Origin of the sequence: Salipiger bermudensis, from assembly GCF_019801965.1 — a bacterium.
GTDB classification, from domain to species: Bacteria; Pseudomonadota; Alphaproteobacteria; order Rhodobacterales; family Rhodobacteraceae; genus Salipiger; species Salipiger bermudensis_A.
The window spans coordinates 106,547-129,862 of sequence record NZ_JAHVIA010000008.1 but is presented as its reverse complement, the minus strand read 5'-3'; the positions used below and the strand labels follow the sequence as shown (position 1 = coordinate 129,862).

25 protein-coding genes and 1 tRNA gene are annotated in these 23,316 nt (G+C 68.3%); 13 read left to right on the top strand and 13 right to left on the bottom strand.

From position 1 onward, the window contains the following. Positions 1-8 precede the first annotated feature (8 nt). Positions 9-1,241: a peptidoglycan DD-metalloendopeptidase family protein gene (locus KUV62_RS18025; protein WP_222605119.1), complete on the top strand. Its 1,233-nt coding sequence runs from the start codon at positions 9-11 to the stop codon at positions 1,239-1,241. 122 nt (positions 1,242-1,363) lie between these two features. Here the strand turns inward: KUV62_RS18025 and KUV62_RS18020 are convergent, their stop codons facing one another. The 4 genes from KUV62_RS18020 to KUV62_RS18005 are packed head-to-tail and all read right to left on the bottom strand — an operon-like array spanning position 1,364 to position 3,908. Beyond that, complete coding sequence (locus KUV62_RS18020) at positions 1,364-2,206, bottom strand: ATP-binding protein (protein ID WP_222605118.1); 843 nt, start codon at positions 2,204-2,206, stop codon at positions 1,364-1,366. Continuing rightward, positions 2,203-3,204, bottom strand: a complete 1,002-nt coding sequence (locus KUV62_RS18015; RefSeq protein ID WP_222605117.1) for a twin-arginine translocase subunit TatC — start codon at positions 3,202-3,204, stop codon at positions 2,203-2,205. Before KUV62_RS18015 ends, KUV62_RS18020 begins: the two co-directional genes overlap by 4 nt. Continuing rightward, positions 3,201-3,683, bottom strand: coding sequence for a Sec-independent protein translocase protein TatB (gene tatB, locus KUV62_RS18010; RefSeq protein WP_222605116.1), 483 nt, complete (start codon positions 3,681-3,683; stop codon positions 3,201-3,203). Before tatB ends, KUV62_RS18015 begins: the two co-directional genes overlap by 4 nt. Before the next feature lie 6 nt (positions 3,684-3,689). Further along, complete coding sequence (locus KUV62_RS18005) at positions 3,690-3,908, bottom strand: twin-arginine translocase TatA/TatE family subunit (RefSeq protein ID WP_222605115.1); 219 nt, start codon at positions 3,906-3,908, stop codon at positions 3,690-3,692. Between the two features lie 204 nt (positions 3,909-4,112). On the opposite strand from KUV62_RS18005, the gene KUV62_RS18000 reads away from it, so the two are divergent. Both KUV62_RS18000 and KUV62_RS17995 read left to right on the top strand, forming a co-directional pair. Next, the gene (locus KUV62_RS18000; RefSeq protein WP_222605114.1) at positions 4,113-4,784 is read left to right on the top strand and encodes a helix-turn-helix transcriptional regulator; all 672 of its coding nucleotides are present in this window, start codon (positions 4,113-4,115) and stop codon (positions 4,782-4,784) included. Between the two features lie 126 nt (positions 4,785-4,910). Beyond that, the gene (locus KUV62_RS17995) at positions 4,911-6,086 is read left to right on the top strand and encodes an acyltransferase family protein (protein ID WP_222605113.1); all 1,176 of its coding nucleotides are present in this window, start codon (positions 4,911-4,913) and stop codon (positions 6,084-6,086) included. A gap of 15 nt (positions 6,087-6,101) precedes the next feature. Here the strand turns inward: KUV62_RS17995 and KUV62_RS17990 are convergent, their stop codons facing one another. Together KUV62_RS17990 and KUV62_RS17985 are read right to left on the bottom strand one after the other, a co-directional pair. Continuing rightward, positions 6,102-6,674 carry a YceI family protein gene (locus tag KUV62_RS17990; protein ID WP_222605112.1) on the bottom strand — a complete coding sequence of 191 codons (573 nt, stop codon included), beginning with the start codon at positions 6,672-6,674 and terminating at the stop codon, positions 6,102-6,104. Positions 6,675-6,812: 138 nt separating this feature from the next. Further along, on the bottom strand, positions 6,813-7,064 hold the full coding sequence (locus KUV62_RS17985; RefSeq protein ID WP_222605111.1) for a hypothetical protein: 252 nt from the start codon (positions 7,062-7,064) through the stop codon (positions 6,813-6,815). Positions 7,065-7,394: 330 nt separating this feature from the next. On the opposite strand from KUV62_RS17985, the gene rpsF reads away from it, so the two are divergent. The 4 genes from rpsF (at position 7,395) to KUV62_RS17965 (ending at position 9,328) form a co-directional block, all read left to right on the top strand. Then, positions 7,395-7,751: a 30S ribosomal protein S6 gene (gene rpsF / locus KUV62_RS17980; RefSeq protein WP_222605110.1), complete on the top strand. Its 357-nt coding sequence runs from the start codon at positions 7,395-7,397 to the stop codon at positions 7,749-7,751. 25 nt (positions 7,752-7,776) lie between these two features. Beyond that, the gene (rpsR, locus tag KUV62_RS17975; RefSeq protein ID WP_007800837.1) at positions 7,777-8,004 is read left to right on the top strand and encodes a 30S ribosomal protein S18; all 228 of its coding nucleotides are present in this window, start codon (positions 7,777-7,779) and stop codon (positions 8,002-8,004) included. A gap of 12 nt (positions 8,005-8,016) precedes the next feature. Further along, complete coding sequence (rplI, locus tag KUV62_RS17970) at positions 8,017-8,637, top strand: 50S ribosomal protein L9 (RefSeq protein WP_222605109.1); 621 nt, start codon at positions 8,017-8,019, stop codon at positions 8,635-8,637. Between the two features lie 292 nt (positions 8,638-8,929). After that, positions 8,930-9,328 carry a helix-turn-helix transcriptional regulator gene (locus KUV62_RS17965; RefSeq protein ID WP_315901593.1) on the top strand — a complete coding sequence of 133 codons (399 nt, stop codon included), beginning with the start codon at positions 8,930-8,932 and terminating at the stop codon, positions 9,326-9,328. A 25-nt stretch (positions 9,329-9,353) separates the two neighbouring features. Here KUV62_RS17965 and tig read toward each other — a convergent pair whose 3' ends face one another. After that, a complete protein-coding gene (tig, locus tag KUV62_RS17960; protein ID WP_222605107.1) occupies positions 9,354-10,685 on the bottom strand; it encodes a trigger factor in 1,332 nt (443 codons plus the stop codon). A 197-nt stretch (positions 10,686-10,882) separates the two neighbouring features. On the opposite strand from tig, the gene KUV62_RS17955 reads away from it, so the two are divergent. After that, positions 10,883-10,956, top strand: a tRNA-Gly gene (locus KUV62_RS17955). Positions 10,957-11,393: 437 nt separating this feature from the next. Here KUV62_RS17955 and aroB read toward each other — a convergent pair. Both aroB and KUV62_RS17945 read right to left on the bottom strand, forming a co-directional pair. Next, positions 11,394-12,506: a 3-dehydroquinate synthase gene (aroB, locus tag KUV62_RS17950; protein ID WP_222605106.1), complete on the bottom strand. Its 1,113-nt coding sequence runs from the start codon at positions 12,504-12,506 to the stop codon at positions 11,394-11,396. Next, complete coding sequence (locus tag KUV62_RS17945) at positions 12,503-13,078, bottom strand: shikimate kinase (RefSeq protein ID WP_222605105.1); 576 nt, start codon at positions 13,076-13,078, stop codon at positions 12,503-12,505. Before KUV62_RS17945 ends, aroB begins: the two co-directional genes overlap by 4 nt. A gap of 96 nt (positions 13,079-13,174) precedes the next feature. Here KUV62_RS17945 and KUV62_RS17940 point away from each other — a divergent pair, with 96 nt between their 5' ends. The 4 genes from KUV62_RS17940 (at position 13,175) to KUV62_RS17925 (ending at position 17,408) form a co-directional block, all read left to right on the top strand. Beyond that, on the top strand, positions 13,175-13,324 hold the full coding sequence (locus tag KUV62_RS17940; RefSeq protein WP_007800851.1) for a hypothetical protein: 150 nt from the start codon (positions 13,175-13,177) through the stop codon (positions 13,322-13,324). Beyond that, the gene (locus KUV62_RS17935; RefSeq protein ID WP_261395747.1) at positions 13,314-14,912 is read left to right on the top strand and encodes a hypothetical protein; all 1,599 of its coding nucleotides are present in this window, start codon (positions 13,314-13,316) and stop codon (positions 14,910-14,912) included. The genes KUV62_RS17940 and KUV62_RS17935 overlap by 11 nt, the downstream gene beginning before the upstream one ends. Then, positions 14,909-15,835 carry a site-specific tyrosine recombinase XerD gene (locus KUV62_RS17930; protein ID WP_222605104.1) on the top strand — a complete coding sequence of 309 codons (927 nt, stop codon included), beginning with the start codon at positions 14,909-14,911 and terminating at the stop codon, positions 15,833-15,835. The genes KUV62_RS17935 and KUV62_RS17930 overlap by 4 nt, the downstream gene beginning before the upstream one ends. A 241-nt stretch (positions 15,836-16,076) precedes the next feature. Then, entirely contained in the window at positions 16,077-17,408 is a 1,332-nt protein-coding gene (locus KUV62_RS17925) for an HlyC/CorC family transporter (protein ID WP_222605103.1), read from the top strand. Here the strand turns inward: KUV62_RS17925 and KUV62_RS17920 are convergent. After that, positions 17,365-18,549: a histidine kinase dimerization/phosphoacceptor domain -containing protein gene (locus KUV62_RS17920; RefSeq protein WP_222605102.1), complete on the bottom strand. Its 1,185-nt coding sequence runs from the start codon at positions 18,547-18,549 to the stop codon at positions 17,365-17,367. The two genes, KUV62_RS17925 and KUV62_RS17920, sit on opposite strands and share 44 nt — an antisense overlap. A 228-nt stretch (positions 18,550-18,777) precedes the next feature. On the opposite strand from KUV62_RS17920, the gene KUV62_RS17915 reads away from it, so the two are divergent. Next, positions 18,778-19,386, top strand: coding sequence for an NTP transferase domain-containing protein (locus KUV62_RS17915; RefSeq protein ID WP_222605101.1), 609 nt, complete (start codon positions 18,778-18,780; stop codon positions 19,384-19,386). 105 nt (positions 19,387-19,491) lie between these two features. On the opposite strand, the gene KUV62_RS17910 is transcribed toward KUV62_RS17915, so the two are convergent. From KUV62_RS17910 to KUV62_RS17900, 3 genes are all read right to left on the bottom strand, one after another. Further along, positions 19,492-20,763 (bottom strand): glycerate kinase, encoded by a 1,272-nt coding sequence (locus KUV62_RS17910; protein ID WP_222605100.1) that lies wholly within the window; start codon positions 20,761-20,763, stop codon positions 19,492-19,494. A gap of 27 nt (positions 20,764-20,790) precedes the next feature. Further along, positions 20,791-22,509 carry a CoA-binding protein gene (locus KUV62_RS17905; protein ID WP_222605099.1) on the bottom strand — a complete coding sequence of 573 codons (1,719 nt, stop codon included), beginning with the start codon at positions 22,507-22,509 and terminating at the stop codon, positions 20,791-20,793. A gap of 151 nt (positions 22,510-22,660) precedes the next feature. Beyond that, entirely contained in the window at positions 22,661-23,158 is a 498-nt protein-coding gene (locus KUV62_RS17900) for a lipocalin family protein (RefSeq protein WP_222605098.1), read from the bottom strand. Positions 23,159-23,316: the final 158 nt, after the last annotated feature.

Sequence of the window (23,316 nt, the reverse complement as noted above, 5' to 3'; positions counted from 1 at the left end):
ACATCGAGATGGACAGCACCCTCCGCTTCCCGCAGATCCGGCTTGCCGCGCCGCTTGCGCTCCTGGCCGCGCTCGGCGCCTGCTCGCAACCGCTCGACTACGACATGCGCGGCCGCATGGGCGGCCCGATCGACACCAGCGAAGCGGCGCTCGCCGCAGTCGGCTCGCGACCGCAGGCCGACAATCGCGGCGTGATCTCCTACCCCAATTACCAGGTCGCGGTGGCCCGCAGCGGCGATCGGCTGGCCGATGTCGCCAACCGGGTCGGCCTGCCCGCGGGCGAGCTCGCCCGCTACAACGGCATCGAGATCAACGACCCGCTGCGCGCCGGCGAAGTCATCGCCCTGCCCCGCCGGGTCTCGGAGCCGTCGCCGGCCACCGGGGCCGCGACCACGGGCCCGATCCGGCCGGTGGGAGAGGTCGACATCACCACGCTGGCCAGCAGCGCCATCGACAACGCACCGGCCTCCTCCCGGCCCACGACGACGCAGAGCGCTGCGCCCGCGAGCTCCGGGGTCGAGCCGATCCGCCACAAGGTCGAGCGCGGCGAGACCGCCTATACCGTGGCACGGCTCTACAACGTCACCCCGCGCACCCTGGCGGACTGGAACGGGCTCGACAGCAACTACACCTTGCGCGAAGGCCAGTACCTGCTGATCCCCGTGGTCGAGCAGAGCGCCGCGCCGTCGAGCACCAGCGTCACCACCGCTCCGGGGACCGGCTCGCCCACGCCGCAGCCGCCCTCGGCAGTTCAGCCGCTGCCCGATGACGAGCCCTCGCTCGCCGCGAGCAATGTCGCCGGGGCCGCAAGCGCGCCCGCCACTGCCGCGGCCGCCGCGCCGAAGCCGGTGGCCGATATCGGCCAGAGCCAGGCGTCGGCCAGCGCCAGCGCCTCCGCCGCCATGCAGATGCCGGTGAGCGGCAGCATCATCCGCGAGTACTCTGCCAACAACCAGGGCATCGACATCTCGGCCCCGGTGGGCAGCGCGGTGAAGGCCGCGGCCAGCGGCACCGTGGCGGCGATCACCACCAATACCGACAACGTGCAGATCGTGGTGATCCGCCATCCCGACGAGCTGCTCTCGATCTACACCCATCTCGACAGCCTCAGCGTCAAGAAGGGCGATGCGGTGAGCCGTGGCCAGAGCATCGGCAAGGTACGTCCGGGCGATCCGAGCTTCCTGCATTTCGAGGTGCGCAAGGGCTTCGACAGCGTCGACCCGATGCAGTACCTGCGCTGAACCGCGCCTGAAACGACCCTGAAACGACCCTGAAACGACAAAGGGCGAAGACCTTTCCTCCGAAACGTCTTCGCCTTTTTTCTTCCGCTCCCGCCGGGAAGATTTTTCGCAGGAAAAATCTTCTAGAGCGCTACGCCCCGGCGGCCTGCCAGATCGGTGAAGAACTGCCACGCCACCCGGCCCGAGCGCGCGCCGCGCGTGGCCTGCCATTCGATCGCCTCGGCGCGCAGCTCGGCCTCCTCGACCGCCACGCCATAGGCGTCGCAATAGCTGCGGATCATCGCGAGATACTCGTCCTGCGAACACGGGTGGAAGCCCAGCCAGAGGCCGAACCGGTCCGAGAGCGAGACCTTCTCCTCAACTGCCTCCGACGGGTTGATCGCCGAGCCGCGCTCGTTCTCAATCATGTCGCGCGGCATCAGGTGGCGCCGGTTGGAGGTGGCGTAGAACAGGACGTTCTCGGGCCGCCCCTCGATGCCACCGTCGAGCACCGCCTTGAGGCTCTTGTAGTGCTGGTCGTCATGGCTGAACGACAGGTCGTCGCAGAACAGCACGAAGCGCTTGTCGGAGGCGCGCAGCAGGTTCAGCAGCCGCGCCACCGAGCCCAGATCCTCGCGCTGCAGTTCCACCAGCTTGAGATCCTGGCCGCCGCTCTCGCGCACGGCGGCGCAGACCGCCTTGACGAGGCTCGACTTGCCCATGCCGCGGGCGCCCCAGAGCAGCGCGTTGTTGGCCGGCAGGCCCTTGGCGAATTGCAGCGTGTTGGCGAGCAGCGTGTCGCGGGTGCGCTCGATGCCCAAGAGCAGGTCGAGCGGCACGCGGTTGACCCGGGCCACCGGCTCGAGCCGGTCGGGATCGACATGCCAGACATAGGCCTCGGCACTCTCGAAATCCGGGGCGGCGAGCGGCGCCGGAGCCATGCGCTCCAGCGCCGCCGCGATGCGGGAAAGGTCCGTATCGGTCACGTCTTGTCCTTGTCCTTCGACGCGTCGTCCTCGGGCTCGTCGTCGTCCTCGTCGAACTCCTTGAACATCGGATCGTTCTCGGTGTCCGGCTCGTCCTCGAACCACAGACCCTGCGCCTTGAGCTCCTTCTCGCGCTTACGCTCGACGAGGCGCACGAGGAAGATCGAGACCTCGTAGAGCCCGTAGACCACCGTGAAGAGGATGATCTGCGTGGTCACGTCCGGCGGGGTCACCAGCGCGGCGAGCACGAGGATCGCCACCATGGCGTATTTGCGCACGCTGCCGAGGCCCTGTGCCGAGACCAGCCCGGCCTTGCCCATCAGGGTCAGCAGCACCGGCAGCTGGAAGCAGAGCCCGAAGGCGATGATGAACTTCAGCGTGATGTCGAGGCTCTCGTTGACCTTGCCGAAGAAGGTGATGCGGATGCCCTCGGCGGTCTCGGGGACCACCGCCGGCTCGGAGGCCGCGGGCACACCCGCCACCCCGTCGCTGACGCTGCTGGCGGCGTTCGACAGCAGGTTGGCGAAGATCGACGACACGTCGGCGAAGCCCAGGAAGAAGGCCATCGCGAGCGGCGTGACGACGAAATGCGCGAAGCTCGCGCCCAGCAGGAACATCACCGGCGAGGCCACGAGGAAGGGCAGGAAGGCGCCCTTCTCCGACTTGTAGAGCCCGGGCGCCACGAAGCGCCAGAGCTGGTAGGAGATCACCGGGAAGGCCAGCCCGAAGCCGAACACCATCGAGATGCGGAACAGCGTGAACAGGTATTCCTGCGGGCTGGTGTATTGCATCGTCGGCGACGGGTCGCCGAGCTGGCGCAGCGTTGCCTCGATGGGACCGAGCAGGAACTGCAGGATCGGCTCGGCCACGGTGAAGGCCAGCACGATGCCGATGATGAAGGCGATCACCGAGCGGATCAGCCGCGTGCGCAGCTCCGCAAGGTGCTCGATCAGCGGCGCCGAGCTGTCCTCGATCTCGTCATGATCCGTGTGACTCATTCTTCACCGTCTTTCTTGAGAGACGCTTCGAGCTCGGCCGCCTTGGCGGCAGCCTCCTCGGCGCGCTTCTGCGCCGCCTCGGCCTCGCGGCGCTGGCGGTCGGCGGCGCTGCGAGCAGCGCTGGCCTCGATGCGCTTCTTCGCCTCGAGCCGCTCGGGATCGAGCGCGTTCGGGTCTTCCTTGAGCCCCGCCTTTTTCGTGTCCGGCGTCGGGTCGGTCATCGCGCGCGCCGCATCCTTGACCCCGTCCATCGCCGAGCCGATCGGGTTGGTCGCGGTCTTGAAGGTCTTCGCGACATCGCGCACGCCGCTTTCATCGGCGGCATCGTTCATCGCGCGGGTGAACTCGCGCGCCATGCCGCGGGCCTTGCCCATGAAGCGGCCCACGTTGCGGAACAGCACCGGCAGGTCCTTCGGACCCACCACGATCAGCGCCACGATGCCGATGACCAGAAGCTCGGACCAACCAAGATCCAGCATCTGGGCTTACACCTTGTCTTTTTCGTCTTCGGCGGGCGTGACGTCCTTGGCGCTCTCGGCCTTTTCGTCCTCGAGCTCCTTCTTGCCGTCGTCGACGCCCTTCTTGAAAGCGGTGATGCCCTTGCCGACCTCGCCCATCAGGCTGGAAATCTTGCCGCGGCCGAACAGCACGAGCACGACGACTGCGATCAGAAGGAGGCCGGGAAGGCCGATATTGTTGAGCATTGTCTTCTCTCCTTGGGCGGGCAGCACGCGGGCGGCCCGTGAATCTCTCTGTCTCCGATCTCTACGGCGAAGCGACGCGGGCCGAAAGCGGATGCGGGCCCCCTTCGCGCCCCGGAGCCGGAAATTTGCATAAGACTTTGACACTATTCTGTCAGGAGTTCAGTCTGGCTCCGTTCGAGGCCCTGTGCCGACCGGAGACCAGAGATGAAGAAGACCGACAGGCTCTATGCCCTGATGGAGCAGCTCAAGGACGGACGCCTACACACCGCCGAGGCGCTGGCCGGGCGTTTCGGCGTCTCGGTGCGCACGATCTATCGCGACATGGATGTGCTGATGGCCTCCGGCGTGCCGATCGAGGGCGAACGCGGGCGCGGCTACAGCGCGCGCGGCGGCTTCACCCTGCCGCCGCTGACCCTGACCGAGACCGAGCTCGAGGTGCTGCATCTGGGGCTTGCGGCCATCGGCGCGGGTGCCGGCGAGATGCCGGAGCTGGCAGAGGCGGCGCGGAGCCTCTCGGCCAAGATCGACGCGGTGCTGCCCGAAGAGGGCGCGCCCGAGCCCGGCGCCTTCGGCTTCGCCAGCTACCCGTTCCACGAGGCCGCCGAGGGGTTTCGCCACATGCCGCCGGTGCGCGCCGCGATCCGCGCCCGCCAGCGCCTGCGCATCACCCTGCGCGGCGCCGGAGAGCCCTGCGAGATCCGCCCGCTCAAGCTCGATTACTGGGGCCGGATCTGGACCTGCATCGCCTGGAACGAAACCACCGGTGCCTTCGACAGCCTCCGGCTCGACCGCATCGAGGCGCTCACCCCCCTGCCCGGCCTGTTCGTCGACGAGCCGGGCAAGCGGTTGGCCGACTACCAGCGCGCCAAGCCGTGACGCGGGCCGCACGGGCCGGGAAATTCCCGGCTCTTGCCGCAGCTCTGCCATGACAGGCGCCCGATTGCGCTGCTAAGCAAGGCGCAACCGCGCCCTTCCGGGCCCGCAAGGGGACGATCGACCACCGTGACGAGTGACGCCACCAGTTTTGCCGCCTACCGCGCCCGCAGCCATTTCCGCTGCCTCGACGGGCTCCGCTTTCTCTGCATCGCCATGGTGCTGTGGCATCACGCCCAGCCGGTGCGCAGCCCCGCGCTTCAGATCCTCGACCGCGGTTTCCTCGGGGTCGACTTCTTCTTCGTGCTCAGCGGTTTCCTGATCACCACGCTGCTCCTGCGCGAGCGTGACCGGCGCGGGCGCTTCTCGCTGAAGAACTTCTACATTCGCCGCGCGCTGCGCATCCTGCCGGTCTATGGCTTCGTGGTGACGGCGCTCTGCGTCTATTACATCGGGATCAAGGGCCAGACGCAGTATCTCGAGGCGGTGCCCTTCTACTACCTCTTCCTGTCGAATTTCCTCATCGAGCACGTGCCGACGCTGTCGATCACCTGGTCGCTCTCGGTCGAGGAGCAATATTACCTGATCTGGCCGCTCTTGCTGATGCTGCTGCCGAGCCGGCTCTGGGGGCCGGTGGCGCTCGGACTGGTGGCGCTGAATGTCGGGCTGGCAATGATGCCGCCCGCCGATCCGCCGCTCGCCGCCGGGCCGCTGGTCTTCCGCCTGCCCAACGCCACCTACGCGCCGATCATCCTCGGCTCGCTCGCCGCGATCCTGCTGCACCGGCCCATCAGCTACGCCCGGCTGCGGCCGCTCTGCGCGCACCCCGCGACGCCGCTGGCGGGGTTTGCGGCGCTGGCGCTCTTGCTGCAATTCGGCCCGGAAGACGTGCGAGGTCTGCAAAATCTTGCGATCCACCTGCTGATGACGCTGGTGCTGATGGCGTTGGTGGTGCGCGAGCACGGCGCGCTGCAGGATCTGCTGGCGCGACGGCCGCTGATCCGCATCGGCCAGGTGAGCTATGGCATCTATCTCTACCACCTGATCGCGCTCGACCTGACCCTGAGGCTCGGCGCCCGGCTGGGCCTTGCCGGAGACAGCTCCGATACCGGGCTGATGTGGCTGCTGCTGGGGAGCTATTCGCTGCTGTCCTGCGCGATGGCCGAGCTCAGCTTCCGCACGCTCGAGGCCTTCTTCCGACGCTTCCGCCCGCAGGATCGCCCGCCCAAGACGGTGGCGGAAGAAAAAGACCCCCGGAGGCCGAAGCGCTCCGAGGGTCCCACGGGGAAACAGGTTACTCGCTAGAGAGCAGGCGCGGCCTTACTCGGCCTTCATCGCCTCGAGCGAGATTTCCAGCTCGACTTCGTCGCTGACATAGGGAGCGAAGGCGCCAACGTTGTAATCCGAGCGGATCAGGGTGGTGGTGGCGACAAAGCCGAGCCACGGCTTGCCTTCCATCGGGTGCTCGCCGGCCTGGGTCAGGGTGGTATCGAGAACGACTTCCTTGGTCACGCCGTTGAGCGTCAGGTCGCCGGTGATCAGCGCGGTGTTGTCGCCGGTCACTTCGATGCCGGTGGAGGTGAAGGTCACCATGTCCTCATCGGTGGCGCCGAAGAAATCGTCGCTCATGAAGTGCTCGAAGCGGGCTTCCCAGCCGGTAATCATCGAACGCACCGGGAAGGACACTTCCACCGACGAGGCGGCCGGGTCTTCGGCGTCATAGGAGATGTCGCCCTCGAAACCCGAGAACATGCCGTAGCCGGTCGAGAAGCCAAGGTGGTTGTAGCTGAACACGATCTGGGCGTGGCTGGAGTCGATCTCATAGGCCTCGGGGGCGGCGACGGCTGCGATCGGTGCGGCGGCGACGAGGCCGGCGAGGAGAAGGGATTTCATTCAGGGGCTCCACTGGTTGGATGCGAATTTGTCGTGCCCTGAAGATTGGCGCTTTGCTGCACCGCGACAATTCCGGCTCCTGACACAGACTCTGTGGAGAAATGAACATGACCTCTCAGCAAGGATGCGAAGTGCCTGCTAAACGCGTTCGCCCCGCGCGCCGATCAGGCAACTCAGGCCGGTGATCAGCAGGAAGAGCGACAGTCCGAGCTTGGCCAGCATCAGCTCGGGAGAATAGGTCGCGCCGGGCACCAGCCAGAACCCGAAGGCTGCGATCAGCAGGCCCGCCCCGAGCAGCCCGAGAAGCGCACGGGTGACGAGCCTGGCCGCATCGATGGCGGCGGGAGCCTGGCGCGGCGCCCCGGTGCCGAGGGTGGTGTGATACGACATGAGCTGGGTCCTTCCGATGTCTCAAACTGGGACTGTGCGGCTTCTGCCGGGCGATCGCGGCCAGAATTCGGCACCATGCGGGTAAATCCCGGGCGCGCGCCCGCGCCCTTGCCCCTGGCGCCGATCGGTCTCAATCTGCCGCTTGCACCGGCCCCGATCGCCGCGCGGCCGGCCGCCCGCCGATCCGCGTCTTGGCGCTTGATCCCCGCGCCCAGAGGTGTATACGGGCGCATCCCTCCGCGAGACCGTATGAACCGCGCAGTCTCTCGTGGGCAGGAGTGGAGAGGATGCCTGCCCTATGAAATGCGCCTTGATAGAAATGGAGCTCACATGCCGCTTTACGAGCATGTCTTTATTGCGCGTCAGGATCTGTCCAACGCGCAGGCCGAAGGCCTCGTCGAACATTTTGGCACCGTCCTCTCGGACAACGGCGGCAAGGTCGTCGAATCCGAGTACTGGGGCGTCAAGACGATGGCCTACAAGATCAACAAGAACCGCAAGGGCCACTACGCCTTCCTGAAGACCGACGCTCCGGCGACCGCGGTCCAGGAAATGGAGCGCCTGATGCGCCTGCATGACGACGTGATGCGCGTCCTGACCATCAAGGTCGAAGAGCACGCCGAGGGCCCGTCGGTCCAGATGCAGAAGCGTGACGAGCGTGACAACCGTCGCGAACGCCGCAACTGATACCCTGAGAAAGAGGAGTTAAACCATGGCTGCAAAACCGTTTTTCCGCCGCCGCAAGGTCTGCCCCTTCTCGGGCGACAATGCACCCAAGATCGACTACAAGGACACCAAGCTGCTGCAGCGCTACATCTCGGAGCGCGGCAAGATCGTGCCGTCGCGCATCACCGCAGTGTCCGCCAAGAAGCAGCGTGAACTGGCCCGCGCCATCAAGCGCGCCCGCTTCCTCGCCCTGCTGCCCTACGTCGTGAAATAAGGAGGCACTCGCATGCAAGTCATTCTTCTTGAGCGCGTGGCCAAGCTCGGCCAGATGGGCGACGTCGTCGACGTCAAGCCCGGCTTCGCCCGCAACTACCTGCTGCTGCAGGGCAAGGCGCTGACCGCCTCGAAAGAGAACATCGCGCACTTCGAAGCCCAGAAGGCTCAGCTCGAGGCCCGCAACCTCGAGACCAAGAAAGAAGCCGAAGCGCTGGCAGAGAAGCTCGACGGCCAGCAGTTCGTCGTGATTCGCTCCGCCTCCGACGGCGGCAACCTCTACGGCTCCGTCACCACCCGTGACGCCGCAGACGTCGCCACCGAGGAAGGCTTCTCGATCGACCGCAAGCAGGTCATCATCCGCCAGCCGATCAAGGAACTGGGTCTGCACGAAGTCGAGGTGCACCTGCACCCCGAGGTCATGTGCGTGATCGAGCTCAACGTCGCGCGTTCGCCGGAAGAGGCCGAGCTGCAGGCATCGGGCAAGTCGATCCAGGAACTGGCGGCCGAGGAAGAGGCTCAGGCCGAATTCGAGATCTCCGAGCTGTTCGACGATCTCGGCGCCGCCACCTCCGAGGATTCCGACCTGGTCGAGACCCCGGAAGGTCAGGCCGAAGAGGCCCGCGAAGACTGATCTCTCGGGCTCCGGCCCAAGAGCGAGAAATTCAAACCGCGCCGGTCCTCCGGCGCGGTTTTTCTATTTGGGAGCGAGTCGCCCTGCCCCCGCTGCCCGAAATTGCGCCATTTTCGGAAGAAACAATACCGCACTATGTGAGCGGTATAGGCGGCGGTCTGATAAACAAACTCTCAAATTAAGATAAAACGGCAGAGTTTCCGTTGCCTTCGATCTCGGATTGTCAGAGATGCCATACGCCGGAAAGCGCCAAGCGCGCCATCCGGCAAGGGGGAAGACAAGGGGACTAATCGTGACTCTAGAAGAGCGCATCAGTGCGCAACTGCGCCTGTTCCGGCGCAGTGCGGGCCTGACGCAGAACGAACTGGCGAAACGCGTCGGCGCACATGTTCAACAGATCTATCGCTATGAAACCGGGGCGGGCCGGATTCCGGCAGCGCAGCTGTGGCTGCTGTCGCAGGCGCTGGACATGCCGATCGAGCAATTCTTTACCGAGGTCGAGGCCCCGGTCACCGAGCAGGAGCAGGCGGTGTTCGACGACATCCGCACCGCCGCGACGCTGCTGCGGTCGCTGGCGGCGGATCAGCGCGGCGCGGTGATCGAGCTGCTGCGCGCCATGGCCAGCGACAACGAGCCAAAGAAAAAGGCCGCCCCGCAAGCGGAGCAGCCTCTTCGGGTGGCGGGGTGCTGACGCACCCCACCCAAGTCTCTGAAGATCACTCTTCGTCGAGCGCCTCGACCGCGGTCTGAAGCTCTTCCTTGGAGACTTCTTTCTCGGACACCTTGGCCTGCTCGGCGATGTGATCGATGACCTTGTCTTCGAAGATCGGCGCGCGCAGCTGCTGCTGCATCTGGGCGTTCTGGCGCACGAAGTCGAAGAAGGCGCGTTCCTGGCCCGGGTACTGGCGAGCTTGGTTCATGATCGCCTGGGTCATCTCGGCATCGGTCACCTCGACCTCGGCCTTCTGACCAAGCTCGGCGAGCAGCAGGCCAAGGCGCACACGGCGCTCGGCGAGGGTGTTGTGCTCGTCGGTGGGCTCGATCTCGCCGTGGTCATGGCCGTGATCTTCCGGGTGCTCTTCGTGGTAGAGCTGGTGCGCGATCTGCTTGGCCTCGGCCTCGACGAGGCTCGGCGGCAGGTCGAAGGAAACGAGGGCGTCGAGCTTGTCGAGCAGCGCGCGCTTCATCACCTGACGGGCGGCACCGGCATACTCGGCCTCGAGGCGCTCGCGGATCTGGCCCTTCAGCGCGTCGAGATCCTCGGCACCGAACTTCTTCGCCAGCTCATCGTCGATCTCGGCGGCGACGGGCTCCTTGACGGCCTTCACGGTCACGTCGAACACCGCGGCCTTGCCGGCCAGGTTCTCGGCGCCGTACTCTTCCGGGAAGCTCACTTCCACGGCCTTCTCGTCACCGGCCTTGACGCCCACGAGCTGCTCTTCGAAGCCCGGGATGAACGAGCCCGAGCCCAGCACCAGCGGGTAATCCTCGGCGGCACCGCCGTCGAAGGCCTCGCCGTCGACCTTGCCGACGAAATCGATCACCACCTGATCGCCGTCCTGCGCCTCGGCGCCCTCGGCACGGTCGTTGAAATCCTGCGCGGTCTCGGCGAGCGAGGCCAGCGCCTCGTCGACGGCGGCGTCATCGGCCTTGACGACCAGCTTCTCGATCTCGACGCCGGACAGGTCGACCTCGGGAACCTCGGGGAGCTTCTCGTAGCTCATCGCCACGTTGACGTCGTCGCCCTCTTTCCAGTCCTCGTTGGTCATCTTGACCTCGGGCTGGAGCGCCGGACGGTCGCCGCTGTCCTCGAAGTGCTTCGACATGGCTTCGTCGATCGCTTCCTGCATGGACTCGCCCATCAGGCGCTGGCCGAACTGTTTCTTGAGCAGCGGCATCGGAACCTTGCCCTTGCGGAAACCCTTCATCTCGATCTCGGGCTGCGCCTCGGCCAGTTTGGCGTTGACCTTCGCGTCCAGCTCCTCGGCGGTGAGGATCAGCTCATAGGCGCGTTTCAGACCTTCATTCAGCGTCTCGGTGACCTGCATACCATCTTCCTTGGTTCTTGCGCGGCCCCGTTCTTCAAAGCCGCCCTTCTCTGTCGAATTTGCGGTCTTCTATGCGTCCCGGCCCATGCGTGCAAGGCGGATTCGCCTGCCGCGGCGCGGCAATGGCGAGCCGCCGCGCGCGGCCGCGCATATCGCGCTTGCCTCGCCCCGGACGGTGCAGTAAGCAATCGCTCACCGCGGGTGTAGCTCAATGGTAGAGCAGCAGCTTCCCAAGCTGACGACGAGGGTTCGATTCCCTTCACCCGCTCCATCTTCCCGATCTCGAATTCCGACAGGTCCGGCGCGCCCGCGGCGGCGGCGGCGCTGCGCGCGTGCCGTCCGAAACCATCGTCTAGCAGGGGATCAACGCGGCCTCCGGGTCCGGGCGCGTGGCACGGCCCACCCGCCCCGGGCGAGCGCGGGGACGACCGGGCGGCGGCGGTTCAGGCGCGCTTGCCGCGGATCAACTGGGCCAGCATGCCGTTGCGGGCCGGCAGGAAGCAGCAGGCGAGGACGAAGCGGAACGGGTTGATGACCATCATGGCGGATCACTCCTGTGGCGCGGGCAGCAGGGTGCCGCGCCATGCCGGGCGCGGCTGAGGCGGACGCTAGCCAAGGCAGGAATCGATTCCATGACGATTCGGGCACAATCCTGCGACGGACGGCCCCTGAAAGGTTAAACGAAGTTTAAGGTCCCTGCACCCGGCGTCAGCGCGCCGCGAGCGCCTCGTTGAGAACGTCCAGCACCGTCTCGCGCGGAGCGTCGGCGCTGACGAAGGCCTGACCGATGCCGCGGGCCAGGACGAAGCGAATGGCGCCGTCGACGACCTTCTTGTCCTGCCCCATGAGATCGTAGAGCGCCTCGGCCCCCGGCAGTTTGCCCGGAATGTCGGCGAGATCCACCTTCATGCCCATCGCCCTGAGATGCGCGCGCAGCCGCGACGGATCTTCCTGCGGGCACAGCCCCAGCTTCGATGACAGCTCGAAAGCCAGCGCGCAGCCGATCGCCACCCCCTCGCCATGCAGCAGACGGTCGGAATAGCCGGTGGCCGCCTCGAGCGCGTGGCAGAAGGTGTGGCCGAGATTGAGCAGCGCGCGGTCGCCCTGCTCGGTCTCGTCGCGCACCACGATCTCGGCCTTCATCTCGACCGAGCGCGTCACCGCGCGGGTGAGAGCGGCCCGCTCGCGTCCGGCGACGGCCTCGGCATTGCCCTCGAGCCAGTCGAAGAAGGCAGCATCACCCAGCAGGCCGTATTTCACCACCTCGCCATAGCCGGCGAGGAAATCGCGCTGCGTCAGCGTATCGAGCACGCCGATATCGGCCAGCACCAGCGACGGCTGGTGGAAGGCGCCGATCAGGTTCTTGCCGACCGGCGAGTTGATCCCGGTCTTGCCGCCAACCGAGCTGTCGACCTGCGCCAGCAGCGAGGTCGGGATCTGCACGAAGCGCACGCCGCGGCGCAGGATCGCGGCGGCAAAGCCCACCAGATCGCCGATCACCCCGCCGCCAAGCGCCACCACCACGTCGCGGCGCTCGACCTTCTGCGAGAGCAGCCACTCGGTGACATGCTCGAGCTCGCGCCAGCATTTCGTGGCCTCTCCGGGCGGCAGCGACAGCGCCTCGCAGGCGATGCCCTCGGCGGCAAGCGCGCCGCGCAGGGTCTCGAGATGGGCGGCGGCGACGGTGGCGTCGCTCACCACGACGACGCGCGGCCGGTGCAGCAGCGGCGCGATCTCCGCCCCAGCGCGCGCCAGAAGCCCCTCGCCGATCCGCACATCATAGGCCCGCGCGCCAAGCGCCACATGCACCGTTCCGCTCATTCCGTCACCTCTTGCAATACGTCCGGTCGCGCCTTCAGCGACTCGATCACCCGCCCGGCCATCGCCTCGACCGATTTGCCCTGCTCCGATGTCACCGTGACATCTGCCAGCGCGTAGACCGGCACCCGCTGCTCGTAGATCTCGCGCAGCGTGGCGCGGGGATCGGGGGTGCGCAGCAGCGGACGGGTGTTCTTGTGCTTCACCCGGTTCCACAGCACCGGCAGCGCGGCATCCAGCCAGACGGCAACGCCGCGCTCGGTGATCATCGCGCGGTTCGCCGCGCTCATGTAGGCGCCACCACCGGTCGAGAGCACGGAGGGCGCCCCGTCGAGCAGCCGCGAGATCACCTGGCTTTCCTTCTGGCGGAAGAATGGCTCACCATCGCGGGAGAAGATCTCGGCGATGGTCATGTTGGCGGCAAGCTCGATCTCGGCATCCGAATCCCGGAACGGAACATGCAGCGCCGCCGCAAGTGCCTTGCCCACAGCGGTTTTTCCCGCTCCCATCATCCCCACGAGAACCACGGTCTTTCGAAGCTTCAGTGCCTGCACGCTTGTATCTCGGCCATCCATCGCCAATGTTACCTTTCGTGGCCGTGAATGACGTGAGTTTGCCGAAAAGGCTAGGTATAAGTTCGGAAAAAGACACGAGGCAGGACGACCAATCGCATGGGACGCATCATCAAATGGCTCTTCATCCTACTGATCCTCGGCGGGATCGCGCTGGTGGGATACGCCTATATCGGGCCGTTCTTCGGCGCCGATTTCTCTCCGCCGCAGACCGAGATTCGCGAGCCCGTGGAGCTTGATGCGAACTAGGACCCTGATCCTTGCGCTCGGGCTGAGCGCGGCCGCGCTGCCGGCAAGTGCGCAGGAAGCGCGCCAGCCGCAGCTGCCGATGTCGGCCATCGACTGGCTTGATGGCAGCGACAGCAACGCGCCCAGCGTGCTGCGCCCGTCGCCGCTGCGCAACCCGCAGCCCTTCGGCGTGCCGCTCGACGAGCCGCCGGTGGCAAGCTCGGTGCAGAGCCCCGAGGTCGAGAGCGCGCCGCTTGGCCAGCCCACCGCAGAGGCCGTGGGGCTGTTGCCGATGTCGGTCACCGGGCTGCCGCGCAGCCTCTGGCGCAACAGCGAGGTCGAGATCCTTGCCGAGCTGATCGAGCGCGTGGACCCGGCGGTGCCGGCGCTGTCCGCGCTGCTCTTCACCCTGCTGCTGGCCGAGGCCGATGCGCCCATCGGCTCCGGCGAGGGCGCGCCGCTGCTGGCCGCCCGGCTCGACCGGCTGATCGAGGAAGGCGCGGTCGATCCCGGCCTTGCGCTGATCGAGCGCGCCGGCGGCGCCACCAGCCCCGATCTCTTCGCGCGCTGGTTCGACCTCGCGCTACTGGCCGACAGCCCCGACGCGCCCTGCCGGGTGCTGCAGCGCCAGCCGCAGCTCTCCGACGATCTCGCCGCGCGGGTGTTTTGCGATGCCCGCAACGGCCGCTGGGATCACGCGGTGACGGTGCTGGGCACCGCCGATGCGCTCGACCAGATCAGCGACCGCGACGCCGAGCTGCTGATCCGCTTCGTCGAGCCCGAGCTGGTCGACGAGAGCAACCCGGTGCCGCCGCCGGCGCAGCCGACGCCGCTGCAGTTCCGCCTGTTCGAGGCGGTGGGCGAGACCCTGCCCACGCAGCCCCTGCCCCGCGCCTTCGCCGCCGCCGATCTCAGCGGCACCAGCGGCTGGCGGGCGCAGCTCCTCGCAGCCGAACGGCTGGCCGCGCATGGCGCGCTATCGGCCAACCGGCTGCTGGGGCTCTACTCCGAACGCAGACCCGCCGCCTCGGGCGGCGTCTGGGACCGCGTCGCCGCGGTGCAGGCGCTGGACAGCGCGCTGACCGAGGGCCGTGAAGACCTGATCGGCCCGGCGCTGATCACCGCCTGGGGCCAGATGCGCAGCGCGGGCCTGCTGGTGCCGTTCTCCGAGCTCTTCGGCGAGCGGCTGAGCACGCATCAGCTCGACGGTCGCGCCGGACGGCTGGCGCAGCGCGCGGCGCTGCTCTCGCCCGGCTACGAGAGCGCCGCGCGCGCGCTTGGCGATGGTGCCAGCGGCCGCCTGAACCTCGCCGCCGCGATCGCCAAGGGCGCCGCCCCCGAGCCGCTGCCCGAGTCCGCTTTCGAGGCTGCCGTGGCGCGCGCCTGGGACGATCCGACGCCCCCGGCCGAGCTGGCGCGGCGGCTGCAGCAGGGCAAGCTCGGCGAAGTGATCCTGCGCAGCATGGCGCTCTTCGAGACCGGTGCCGCCGGCAACCACCAGGACCTGACCGAGGCGCTGGCCACGCTGCGCGCGGTCGGGCTCGAGGACACCGCGCGCCGCGCCGCCATCGAGCTGCTGATCCTCGAGGACGAGGGCGCGCTGCGATGAGCGCCGCCAACTGGACCGGCGCCTTTCTCGAGGCGCAGGCGGCGGAGCGTGGCGCGGCGGACAACACCACCGCCGCCTATGCCCGCGACCTCAGCGATTTCACCGGCTGGCTGGCTGGCCGCGGACGCGGGCTCGACACGGCGCAGCGCGCCGACGTCGAAGCCTACCTGATCGACTGCGAGGCCCAAGGGCTCGCGATCTCGACCCGGGCCCGGCGGCTGTCGTCGATCAAGCAGCTCTACCGCTTCGCCTTCGAGGAGGGCCTGCGCGAAGACAACCCGGCGGTGCAGATCTCCGGCCCCGGAAAGAGCAAGCGCCTGCCCAAGACGCTGTCGATCGACGAGGTCGACCGGCTGTTGCAGGCCGCCACCGAGCATGGCCGCACCGAGGACGACCGGCTGCGCAACACCTGCCTGATGCAGCTGCTCTACGCGACGGGCATGCGGGTGACCGAGCTCGTCACTCTGCCCGCCTCGGCGGCGCGCGGGGATCCGCGGATGCTGCTGATCCGCGGCAAGGGCGGCAAGGAGCGCATGGTGCCGCTCTCACCCCCGGCCCGCGAGGCGCTGGCGGCGTGGCTGGCGCGGCGCGACGCGCAGGACGAGGCCGGACGCGCCAAGGGCAAGCCCGGCTCGCCGCATCTCTTCCCCTCGCGCGGCAAGGCCGGGCACCTGACCCGCCACGCCTTCTACCTGCAGATCAAGGACATGGCGGTGCGCGCCGGGGTCTCGCCCGCGAAGGTCACACCCCACACCCTGCGCCACGCCTTCGCCACCCACCTGCTGCAGAACGGCGCCGACCTGCGGGCGATCCAGACCTTCCTCGGCCATGCCGATGTTGCCACCACCGAGATCTATACCCACGTGCTGGAAGAGCGTCTGCGCGAGCTGGTGCTCGACCACCACCCGCTTGCCCGCGACTAAGCCCCCCGCCGGCTCCCGCTGGGTCGCCCCGATCCCGAAAGCCCGCCCACCGTCCGCTCCCTGCGCCAAAGCGCGCGCCCGCCTCCGCGAGACCCGTGCACGGAAAGCTCAGGCGTCATGAAAAACGCCCGCCAGGGCCGTTGCGCCGCGCCGCCGCGCCGTGGCCCACCTTGAACCGGCCTTCCCCGCGCCCCATAACATCCCGGACCACCGGACAGACCCAGCAAGAGACGCCGACACTATGGATCCCACCTCCGCCGCATCCGGCACCGACATCGCCCTCCTGATCACCTCGGGGGCGATCCTGCTGCTGATCATGATGTCGGCCTTCTTCTCGGGCTCCGAGACGGCGCTCACCGCCGCCTCGCGCGGCAAGCTCCGTGCGGCGCAGGATCGCGGCTCCAAGGGCGCCGAAACGGCGCTCAAGATCACCGAGGACAATGAGCGCCTGATCGGCTCGGTGCTGCTGGGCAACAACCTCGTCAACATCCTCGCCACCTCGCTGGCCACCACGCTCTTCACCCGGCTCTTCGGCGACAGCGGCGTGGCGCTGGCGACCCTGGTGATGACCCTGCTGGTGCTGATCTTCGCCGAGGTGCTGCCCAAGACCTACGCCATCACCAACCCCGAGACCGCCGCCTCGAACGTGGCGCGGCCGATCTCGCTGATCATCCTGGTGTTCTCGCCCATCGTCGGCGCGATCCGCGCCATCGTGCGGGTACTGCTGCGCGCCGTCGGCGTGCAGACCGACCCCGACAGCCAGATCCTCGCCGTGCGCGAGGAGATCGCCGGGGCGCTGCAGCTTGGCCATTCCGAGGGCGTGGTCGAAAAGGAAGATCGCGACCGCATCCTCGGCGCGCTCGATCTGGCGGAGCGCACCGTCGAGGAGATCATGCTGCACCGCTCCAACATCGAGATGATCGATGCCTCGAGCACCCCGCGCGAGATCCTGAAGCAGTGCCTTGAGAGCAACTACACCCGCCTGCCGGTCTACCGCGACGATCCCGAGAACATCATCGGCGTGGCCCATGCCAAGGACCTGATGCGCGCGATGTACGAGACCATCGCCAATGCCGGCGACCGCGCCGCCGAGGCGCTGGAGGAGTTCAACATCACCGAGGTGATGATGAAACCCTATTTCGTGCCCGACACCACCACGCTGGCCGACCAGATGCGCAACTTCCTGCGCAAGCACACCCACTTCGCGCTGGTGGTCGACGAATACGGCTCGCTGGAGGGGCTGCTGACGCTCGAGGACATCCTGGAGGAGATCGTCGGCGAGATCACCGACGAGCACGATCCCGATGCCGAGCATCAGGTCAAGGCGGGCGACGATGGCTGGTTCTGGCTCGACGGCGCGATGACGATCCGCGATCTTAACCGCGCCACCGACTGGTCACTGCCCGATGACGAGGCCAACACCATCGCCGGGCTGGTGATTCACGAAGCGCAGATGATCCCCACCGTGGGCCAGCGCTTCAGCTTCCACGGATTCCGCTTCGAGGTCATGGAGCGCGAGCACAACCGCGTCACTCGGCTGCGCGTGCGTCCCCTCGCACCGGTCGCGGGCTGATCCGGCCCACCCGGTCGGTCTCGCCCCGGCGCATGTCGATCGGCAGCTCGGCGCAGAGCTCGAACCCGCCCTCGACGCGGCCTTCGCTCAACGTTCCGCCCACCTGCGTCGCCGCCGCCTCCATCAGACGCGCCCCGAGCGAGGTCGAGGACAGCGTGTCGACCACCGGCTCGGCGCTGCGCGTCCGGCCGTTGTCGCGGCAAACCAAGCGCATCCGGTTGGGGCCGGTGCGCTCGAGCCGGAAGCGGATGACGATCTCCTCGCCGCTCTCGGGCTGGGCATACTTGGCGGCGTTGGCGGCAAACTCGTTGGCGATCACGCCAAGCGCCGCCGCCACCCGGGAATCGACCTCGATGCGGGTCGTCCCCTCGATCTCGACCCGCGTGCCGGTCAGCGCGTTGCGCTGCAGCAGCTGCGCCACGCGCTCGAGATAGCTGTCGAGCCGCACATCGTGCAGGTTGGAGGTCTGGTTCAGCTCGGCATGCAGCTGGGCGATGGCATCGACGCGCCGTCCGATGGCGTCGAGCGCGTCCTGCGCCTCGGGATTGCCGATCCGCGACCGGTAGAGCCGCACCGTGGAGGCGACGGTCTGCAGCGAGTTCTTGACCCGGTGGTCGATCTCCTCGCGCAGCATCTCCTTGTTCTTCAGGGTGCGCTGCAGGTCGAGCTGGCGCATAACCTGCCGCGACATCACCATCAGGAGCTGCCGCTGTTCGGGCGTGAGCTTGCGCGGCTTGGTGTCGAGGACGCAGAGCGAGCCGATGCGATGCCCGCTGCGGGTGATCAGGGGGGCGCCGGCATAGTAGCGCATGTCGGCCAGCACGCCGCAGCACAGCGGGTTGTCGGCGGTGCGCGCATCGTCCAGCGTGTCCTCGATCTCGAGAATCTCGTCGCTCAGGATGGCATGGGCGCAGATCGACTGCTCGAGCGGCGTCTCGGAGGGCTCGAAGCCGTGCCGGGCCCGAAACCACTGCCGGTTCTCGTCGACCAGGCTGACCAGCGCGACGGGCATGTCGAGCATGGTCGCCAGGAGGTCGACGACCTCGTCGAAGGCGGGGTCATCCTCGCTGTCGAGAACGCCGTAGCTTTCCAGCTCGGCGAGACGGTCGTCCTCATCCTCGTGTTTGGGCGCTAACACCATGCTCGTCGTGTCCCGCTAAATGACCACGGCGCGGCACTTTATTGCAATACCGGATCGCGTCAACTCTGGTTTGTTGCCCCGCGCGAGACAAAATGCACTGCGGCAAATCTTCGCCAAAGCCGGGTTCGCTCGCCCGATCTGCGTCAGTTAACGTCCTGATGGCAAGTGGTAATGAAATCTTCACCAAAAAAGACACCGCTAACACGCAACATCCGGTATAACGCCCGCATGGGCGGAATTGCGATTTTGATTCCCGCTGCCGGTGCCAGCCGCCGGATGCGCGGGTCCGACAAGCTTCTGATGGATGTCAGGGGGGTGCCGTTGCTGCGCCGTCAGGCGCTCGCGGCGCTCGAGGCCGGCGATCACGTGGCGGTGGCGCTGCCGGCGCATGACCACCCGCGCGCCGAGGCGCTGCGCGGTCTGCCGGTGCAGATCGTCGAGGTGCCGGATGCCGCGCTCGGCATGTCGTCCTCGCTGCGCCGCGCCGTGAGCCTGCTGCCGCGCGGGCTCGACGGCGTGATGATCCTGCCCGCCGACATGCCCGAGATCACCGCCGCCGACATGTCGCGCCTGATCGCGGCGTTCCGCGCCGTGCCGCACGCCACGATCCAGCGCGCCACCGCCGAGGATGGCACGCCGGGCCACCCGGTGCTGTTCCCGGCCGATTGCTTCCCGGCGCTGCAGGCGCTGAGCGGAGATTTCGGTGCCAAGGCGGTGCTCACGGCGAATATCCACCGGGTGCGCGATCTCGCCCTGCCCGGCGCCCGCGCGCTGATCGACCTCGACACGCCCGAGGCCTGGCAGGAATGGGAAGCGGCGCAGCAGGCGGCAGAATAGCCGCGCTGCCGCACGCGCGCTCTGGAGAGTGCGCTGGCGAATCTGCCCAGTCTCGAACTTTAGCTTTCAGACGCCGCGATCCGGCCGATCGAACCGAACCGGCTCTCAGCCCTCCGCCGTCACCAGGATTGCCCGGAAGTCATTGACGTTGGTCCCCGTGGGCCCCGGCGCGAAAAGCCCGCCCGTGCGCTCGAACGCGCCCCAGGCGTCGTTGCGCGACAGCAGCGTCATCGCGTCTTCCCCGCCGTCGCGCAGCGCCGCCGCGGTGCGGCCATCGGCGAAGGCCCCGGCATTGTCCTCGGTGCCGTCTATGCCATCGGTGTCGGCGGCCAGCGCATGGATGCCGGCCTGACCGTCGATGGCATGGGCGAAGGCCAGCAGGAACTCGGTATTGCGCCCGCCCCGTCCGCCCTCGCCGCGCAGGGTCACCGTGGTCTCGCCCCCCGAGAGCAGCACCACCGGCGGCGCGAAGGGCCGGCCGCGCGCGGCGATCTCGCGGGCGATGGCGGCATGGACATAGCCGACGTCGCGCGCTTCGCCCTCGACCGAGTCCGACAGGATCGCGGCAGAGAGCCCCGCCTCCTCGACCTTGCGCGCCGCCGCCTCCAGCGACAGCCGCGCCGAGGCCACCACGTGCACCTCGTTGCCGTCGAAACAGGGATCGTCGGGCATCGGCGCGGCAGAGGCGCCGCTGCGGATATGCGCCATGATGGTCTCGGGCAGCGCGATGTTCCACGCCTCGATCATCCCCAGCGCCGCGCGCGCATCGACGCGGTCCGGCACCGTCGGGCCGGAGGCCACCTGCGCCGGGTCGTCGCCCGGCACGTCCGACACGATCAGGCTCACCACCTTGGCCGGCGCACAGGCGGCGGCGAGCCGCCCGCCCTTGATCCGGCTGGCATGCTTTCGGATCGCGTTCATCACCCCGATCGGCGCGCCCGAGCCAAGCAGCGCCCGGTTCAGCGCCTGCTCGTCTTCCAGCGTCAGGCCCTCCGGCGGCGCGGGCAGCAGCGCAGAGCCACCACCGCAGACAAGCGCCACGACGAGATCGTCCGGGCCGAGCCCCGAGACCGCCTCGAACAGCGCCGCGCTGGCCTCGAGCCCGGCGGCATCGGGCACCGGGTGGGCCGCTTCCATGACGCGCAGATGCTGGCAGGGCGCGGCATAGCCATAGCGGGTCACAACCACGCCCTCGACCGGTTCGCCCCAAAGCCGCTCGAAGGCGGCGGCGAGCTGCGCCGCGCCCTTGCCGAGACCGATCACCACCGTGCGCCCCCTGGGTTTCTCCGGCAGCGCCGCGCGCAGCGCCAGCTCCGGATCGGCGGCGGCGACCGCGGCCTCGAATAGCCCGGTGAGAAACGCCCGTTCGTCCTGCATCAGCTCTTGCCCCTCGATGGTCTGGTGTCAGGCGCTCACCGCGCGGATTTTCACTCCGCTGGCAAGCGCCGCCCCACGCGCCCCGCGGCGGAAGGCAAGCTCGAGCTCGGCCACCATCCCCTTCTGCGCAATCACGTAATCCTGCACCGAGAGCAGCGCCGGAACAACCGCTTCGATCTCGCCCCGCTCGCAGCCCAGCCGGTCAAGCAGCCGGGCGGGCTCGCCCTGCCGCAGCGGCAGCAGCGCCGAGACCTCGCCGCCATCGCGCCGCAGGGTCAGAACGTAACCGTAGGCGGGTTCCGCCAGCAGGTGAAGCTCGAGCGCCGGGCCGGGCCCGTCGGCCCCTTCGGGCGCCATCCGGAGCCCATGCCCGGCGAGGCCGCGCCGTATCTCGCCCGGGTCCGGCGGCACCGCCCCAACACCCGCGTCCGGTGCCGGCAGGAGAAGCGGCGCCGGCAGGCGCAGCGGTCCGCCAAGCGCCACGCAGGCGGCCAGCGCCTCGAGCGCCGCCGGCACCCCGGACAGAGGGATCAGCCCGACAGCAAGCAAGGCCTCGGCGCGGTCGGCCGGCAGCGCCTCGGATCCGGTTGCCAGCAGCCCCAGCGGCATGCCGACGCGTCGTCGCGCGGCGGCAGCGGCCTCGGCGACGCGATCCCAGTCGGCAGCGCCTCCCTCCACCGTGTCGGGATGATCGAGCACCAGCAGCGTCATCACCGCCTGCCCGGTCATCGCCTCGACGATGATGCGTGTCAGCCGAGGCACCGAGCGCTGCACCGCGCTGCTGCAATCGAGCGGGTTCGCGAGCGCCATGCCGGCGCCAAGGTCCTGCGCCAGCACCGCGCGCTGCGCTTCGGAGAAGGCCGGGAAGCGCAACCCCTGCGCCTGCCCCATCTCGCGCAGCAATTCGCCCGTGCTGCCATCGCAGCAGAGCGCCGCAAGCGCGTTGGCCGGAAGCGCGCCGGTGACGTGCAGGATCTTCAGCGCCTCGAGAAGGGCCTCGGGGCTGCGCACCTGCGCCAAACCAGCGCGCTCGAACAGCGCCTGAGCCCCGGGCTCGCGCCCGGCGCGCAGGATCACGATGGATTTGCCGAGCCGCTCCGCCGTCTGCGCCATCGCGATCAGGGCTTCGGGATCGCCAAGATCCTCCGCCTGAAGCCCCAGCGCCGAGATCCGCTCATCGCTGAGAAGCGCCTCGCCCAGCCGTGCGAGGCCGGTCTGCGCCCGGCCCGGCTCGGCCACCGCGAGCACCGCGATCGGCAGACCGCGCGGCTGCAGCGAAAGGCGCTCCGCAAGGCTGGCGCTGCGCGCCACGATCGCCACCCCGCGCTTGACCGCCTGCAGCCCGTGCGGGCCATCCCAGACCGGCGCGCGCTCGAGCGCGTTGATGACGCCCTGACAGCCCGGCCCGAGCAAGGGCATGTCTCCTGCCGCGAGGCCGAGCTCTGCCGGCAGCGCCTCGCCCTGGCAGATCGCCCCGCCCGCGCCGTGCTGCGCCAGCCAGGCGACGCTGGCCACCGCGTCCGGGCCGTCCTGCGAGATGAAGGCCAGATCCGGTGCCTCGGGCAGCGCGTCGAGCCCGGCATAGGCGCGGATCCCCGCCACCTGGTCCTCGCCTCCGACCACCGGCCAGATATCCCAGACATACCCCATGCCGCGCAGGTTCGCGATGACCGCGGCGCACCACTCCGAAGACCCGATCAGGGCGACCGATTTCGGTCTCAGGAATCGCGAGAAGTCTCGTGCCATCGCTCTGTCGCTTGCTCCCCGCTCTGCACAGGTTTTGTCATCTAGATATTTTTGCGTGAAAGCACAGGCGCTTGCGAAGATTTTTCGGCCCCAGCCCCGAAAACACCCGTGGATCTGCGAGATATTTCATCGCTCGCGCTTCGGCGCGGCCCTAGCCCTCTTGCCCCGAGAGCCGCCCCAGATCGTAGCCATACCAGTCGAGGATGCTGCGCGCCGCCGTGAGCCGCTCGCGTGGCTGGCCGGTCCGATCCATGATCCAGACCCGCGCGCCGCCCGGATCGCCAAGCGCCGCGGTGCGGTCGTCATCGTCGAGCCAGTGCACCCAGACCTCCTCGCCGGCGAAGGCAAAGCGGCCGGAGGAGAGGTCGCGGATGGGAAGGCGGGCGCCGTCGAGCGTGGCGGTCTCGCCCGCGATGGTGAGCCGAGTCCCGGGCGCCAGCCCTGCGCCCTCGACGACCTGCCATTCGCCCTGAAGCCGGTCGAGCGTGGCATTGGCCTGGCTTGCCAAGGGCGCGGTGGGATTGCGCAGCGGGATCGCCGCGGAGGGCAGCTCGGCAGAGCCACCGCCGCAGGCAGCAAGGACCAGGCAGGCCAACAGCGCCGCCCGAGTCGGGCCCCGCCCCTGTGCCTTGTCACCACTCGTCGCCATCGGTCACCCCCGCGTCACGCCACTGGCCCGCACGCTGCGCCACAGCGCCGCCCGACGCAAGGGCGTGGCTTAGCGCAGCGACAAGAGATCGGCCGCATCCTGCAGACCGGGGAGGATCTAACGATGCCCGACACGACAGACTGCGACGATCATGCCGG

What these genes read in the sequence shown, in the direction of transcription:
- KUV62_RS18025 (WP_222605119.1), top strand. Translation starts at nt 9, where the DNA reads ATGGACAGCACCCTCCGCTTCCCGCAGATCCGGCTTGCCGCGCCGCTT.
- KUV62_RS18015 (WP_222605117.1), bottom strand. Translation starts at nt 3,204, where the DNA reads ATGAGTCACACGGATCATGACGAGATCGAGGACAGCTCGGCGCCGCTG.
- tatB (WP_222605116.1), bottom strand. Translation starts at nt 3,683, where the DNA reads ATGCTGGATCTTGGTTGGTCCGAGCTTCTGGTCATCGGCATCGTGGCG.
- KUV62_RS18005 (WP_222605115.1), bottom strand. Translation starts at nt 3,908, where the DNA reads ATGCTCAACAATATCGGCCTTCCCGGCCTCCTTCTGATCGCAGTCGTC.
- KUV62_RS18000 (WP_222605114.1), top strand. Translation starts at nt 4,113, where the DNA reads ATGAAGAAGACCGACAGGCTCTATGCCCTGATGGAGCAGCTCAAGGAC.
- KUV62_RS17990 (WP_222605112.1), bottom strand. Translation starts at nt 6,674, where the DNA reads ATGAAATCCCTTCTCCTCGCCGGCCTCGTCGCCGCCGCACCGATCGCA.
- KUV62_RS17985 (WP_222605111.1), bottom strand. Translation starts at nt 7,064, where the DNA reads ATGTCGTATCACACCACCCTCGGCACCGGGGCGCCGCGCCAGGCTCCC.
- rpsF (WP_222605110.1), top strand. Translation starts at nt 7,395, where the DNA reads ATGCCGCTTTACGAGCATGTCTTTATTGCGCGTCAGGATCTGTCCAAC.
- rpsR (WP_007800837.1), top strand. Translation starts at nt 7,777, where the DNA reads ATGGCTGCAAAACCGTTTTTCCGCCGCCGCAAGGTCTGCCCCTTCTCG.
- rplI (WP_222605109.1), top strand. Translation starts at nt 8,017, where the DNA reads ATGCAAGTCATTCTTCTTGAGCGCGTGGCCAAGCTCGGCCAGATGGGC.
- tig (WP_222605107.1), bottom strand. Translation starts at nt 10,685, where the DNA reads ATGCAGGTCACCGAGACGCTGAATGAAGGTCTGAAACGCGCCTATGAG.
- aroB (WP_222605106.1), bottom strand. Translation starts at nt 12,506, where the DNA reads ATGAGCGGAACGGTGCATGTGGCGCTTGGCGCGCGGGCCTATGATGTG.
- KUV62_RS17945 (WP_222605105.1), bottom strand. Translation starts at nt 13,078, where the DNA reads ATGGATGGCCGAGATACAAGCGTGCAGGCACTGAAGCTTCGAAAGACC.
- KUV62_RS17940 (WP_007800851.1), top strand. Translation starts at nt 13,175, where the DNA reads ATGGGACGCATCATCAAATGGCTCTTCATCCTACTGATCCTCGGCGGG.
- KUV62_RS17935 (WP_261395747.1), top strand. Translation starts at nt 13,314, where the DNA reads ATGCGAACTAGGACCCTGATCCTTGCGCTCGGGCTGAGCGCGGCCGCG.
- KUV62_RS17930 (WP_222605104.1), top strand. Translation starts at nt 14,909, where the DNA reads ATGAGCGCCGCCAACTGGACCGGCGCCTTTCTCGAGGCGCAGGCGGCG.
- KUV62_RS17925 (WP_222605103.1), top strand. Translation starts at nt 16,077, where the DNA reads ATGGATCCCACCTCCGCCGCATCCGGCACCGACATCGCCCTCCTGATC.
- KUV62_RS17920 (WP_222605102.1), bottom strand. Translation starts at nt 18,549, where the DNA reads ATGGTGTTAGCGCCCAAACACGAGGATGAGGACGACCGTCTCGCCGAG.
- KUV62_RS17915 (WP_222605101.1), top strand. Translation starts at nt 18,778, where the DNA reads ATGGGCGGAATTGCGATTTTGATTCCCGCTGCCGGTGCCAGCCGCCGG.
- KUV62_RS17910 (WP_222605100.1), bottom strand. Translation starts at nt 20,763, where the DNA reads ATGCAGGACGAACGGGCGTTTCTCACCGGGCTATTCGAGGCCGCGGTC.
- KUV62_RS17905 (WP_222605099.1), bottom strand. Translation starts at nt 22,509, where the DNA reads ATGGCACGAGACTTCTCGCGATTCCTGAGACCGAAATCGGTCGCCCTG.
- KUV62_RS17900 (WP_222605098.1), bottom strand. Translation starts at nt 23,158, where the DNA reads ATGGCGACGAGTGGTGACAAGGCACAGGGGCGGGGCCCGACTCGGGCG.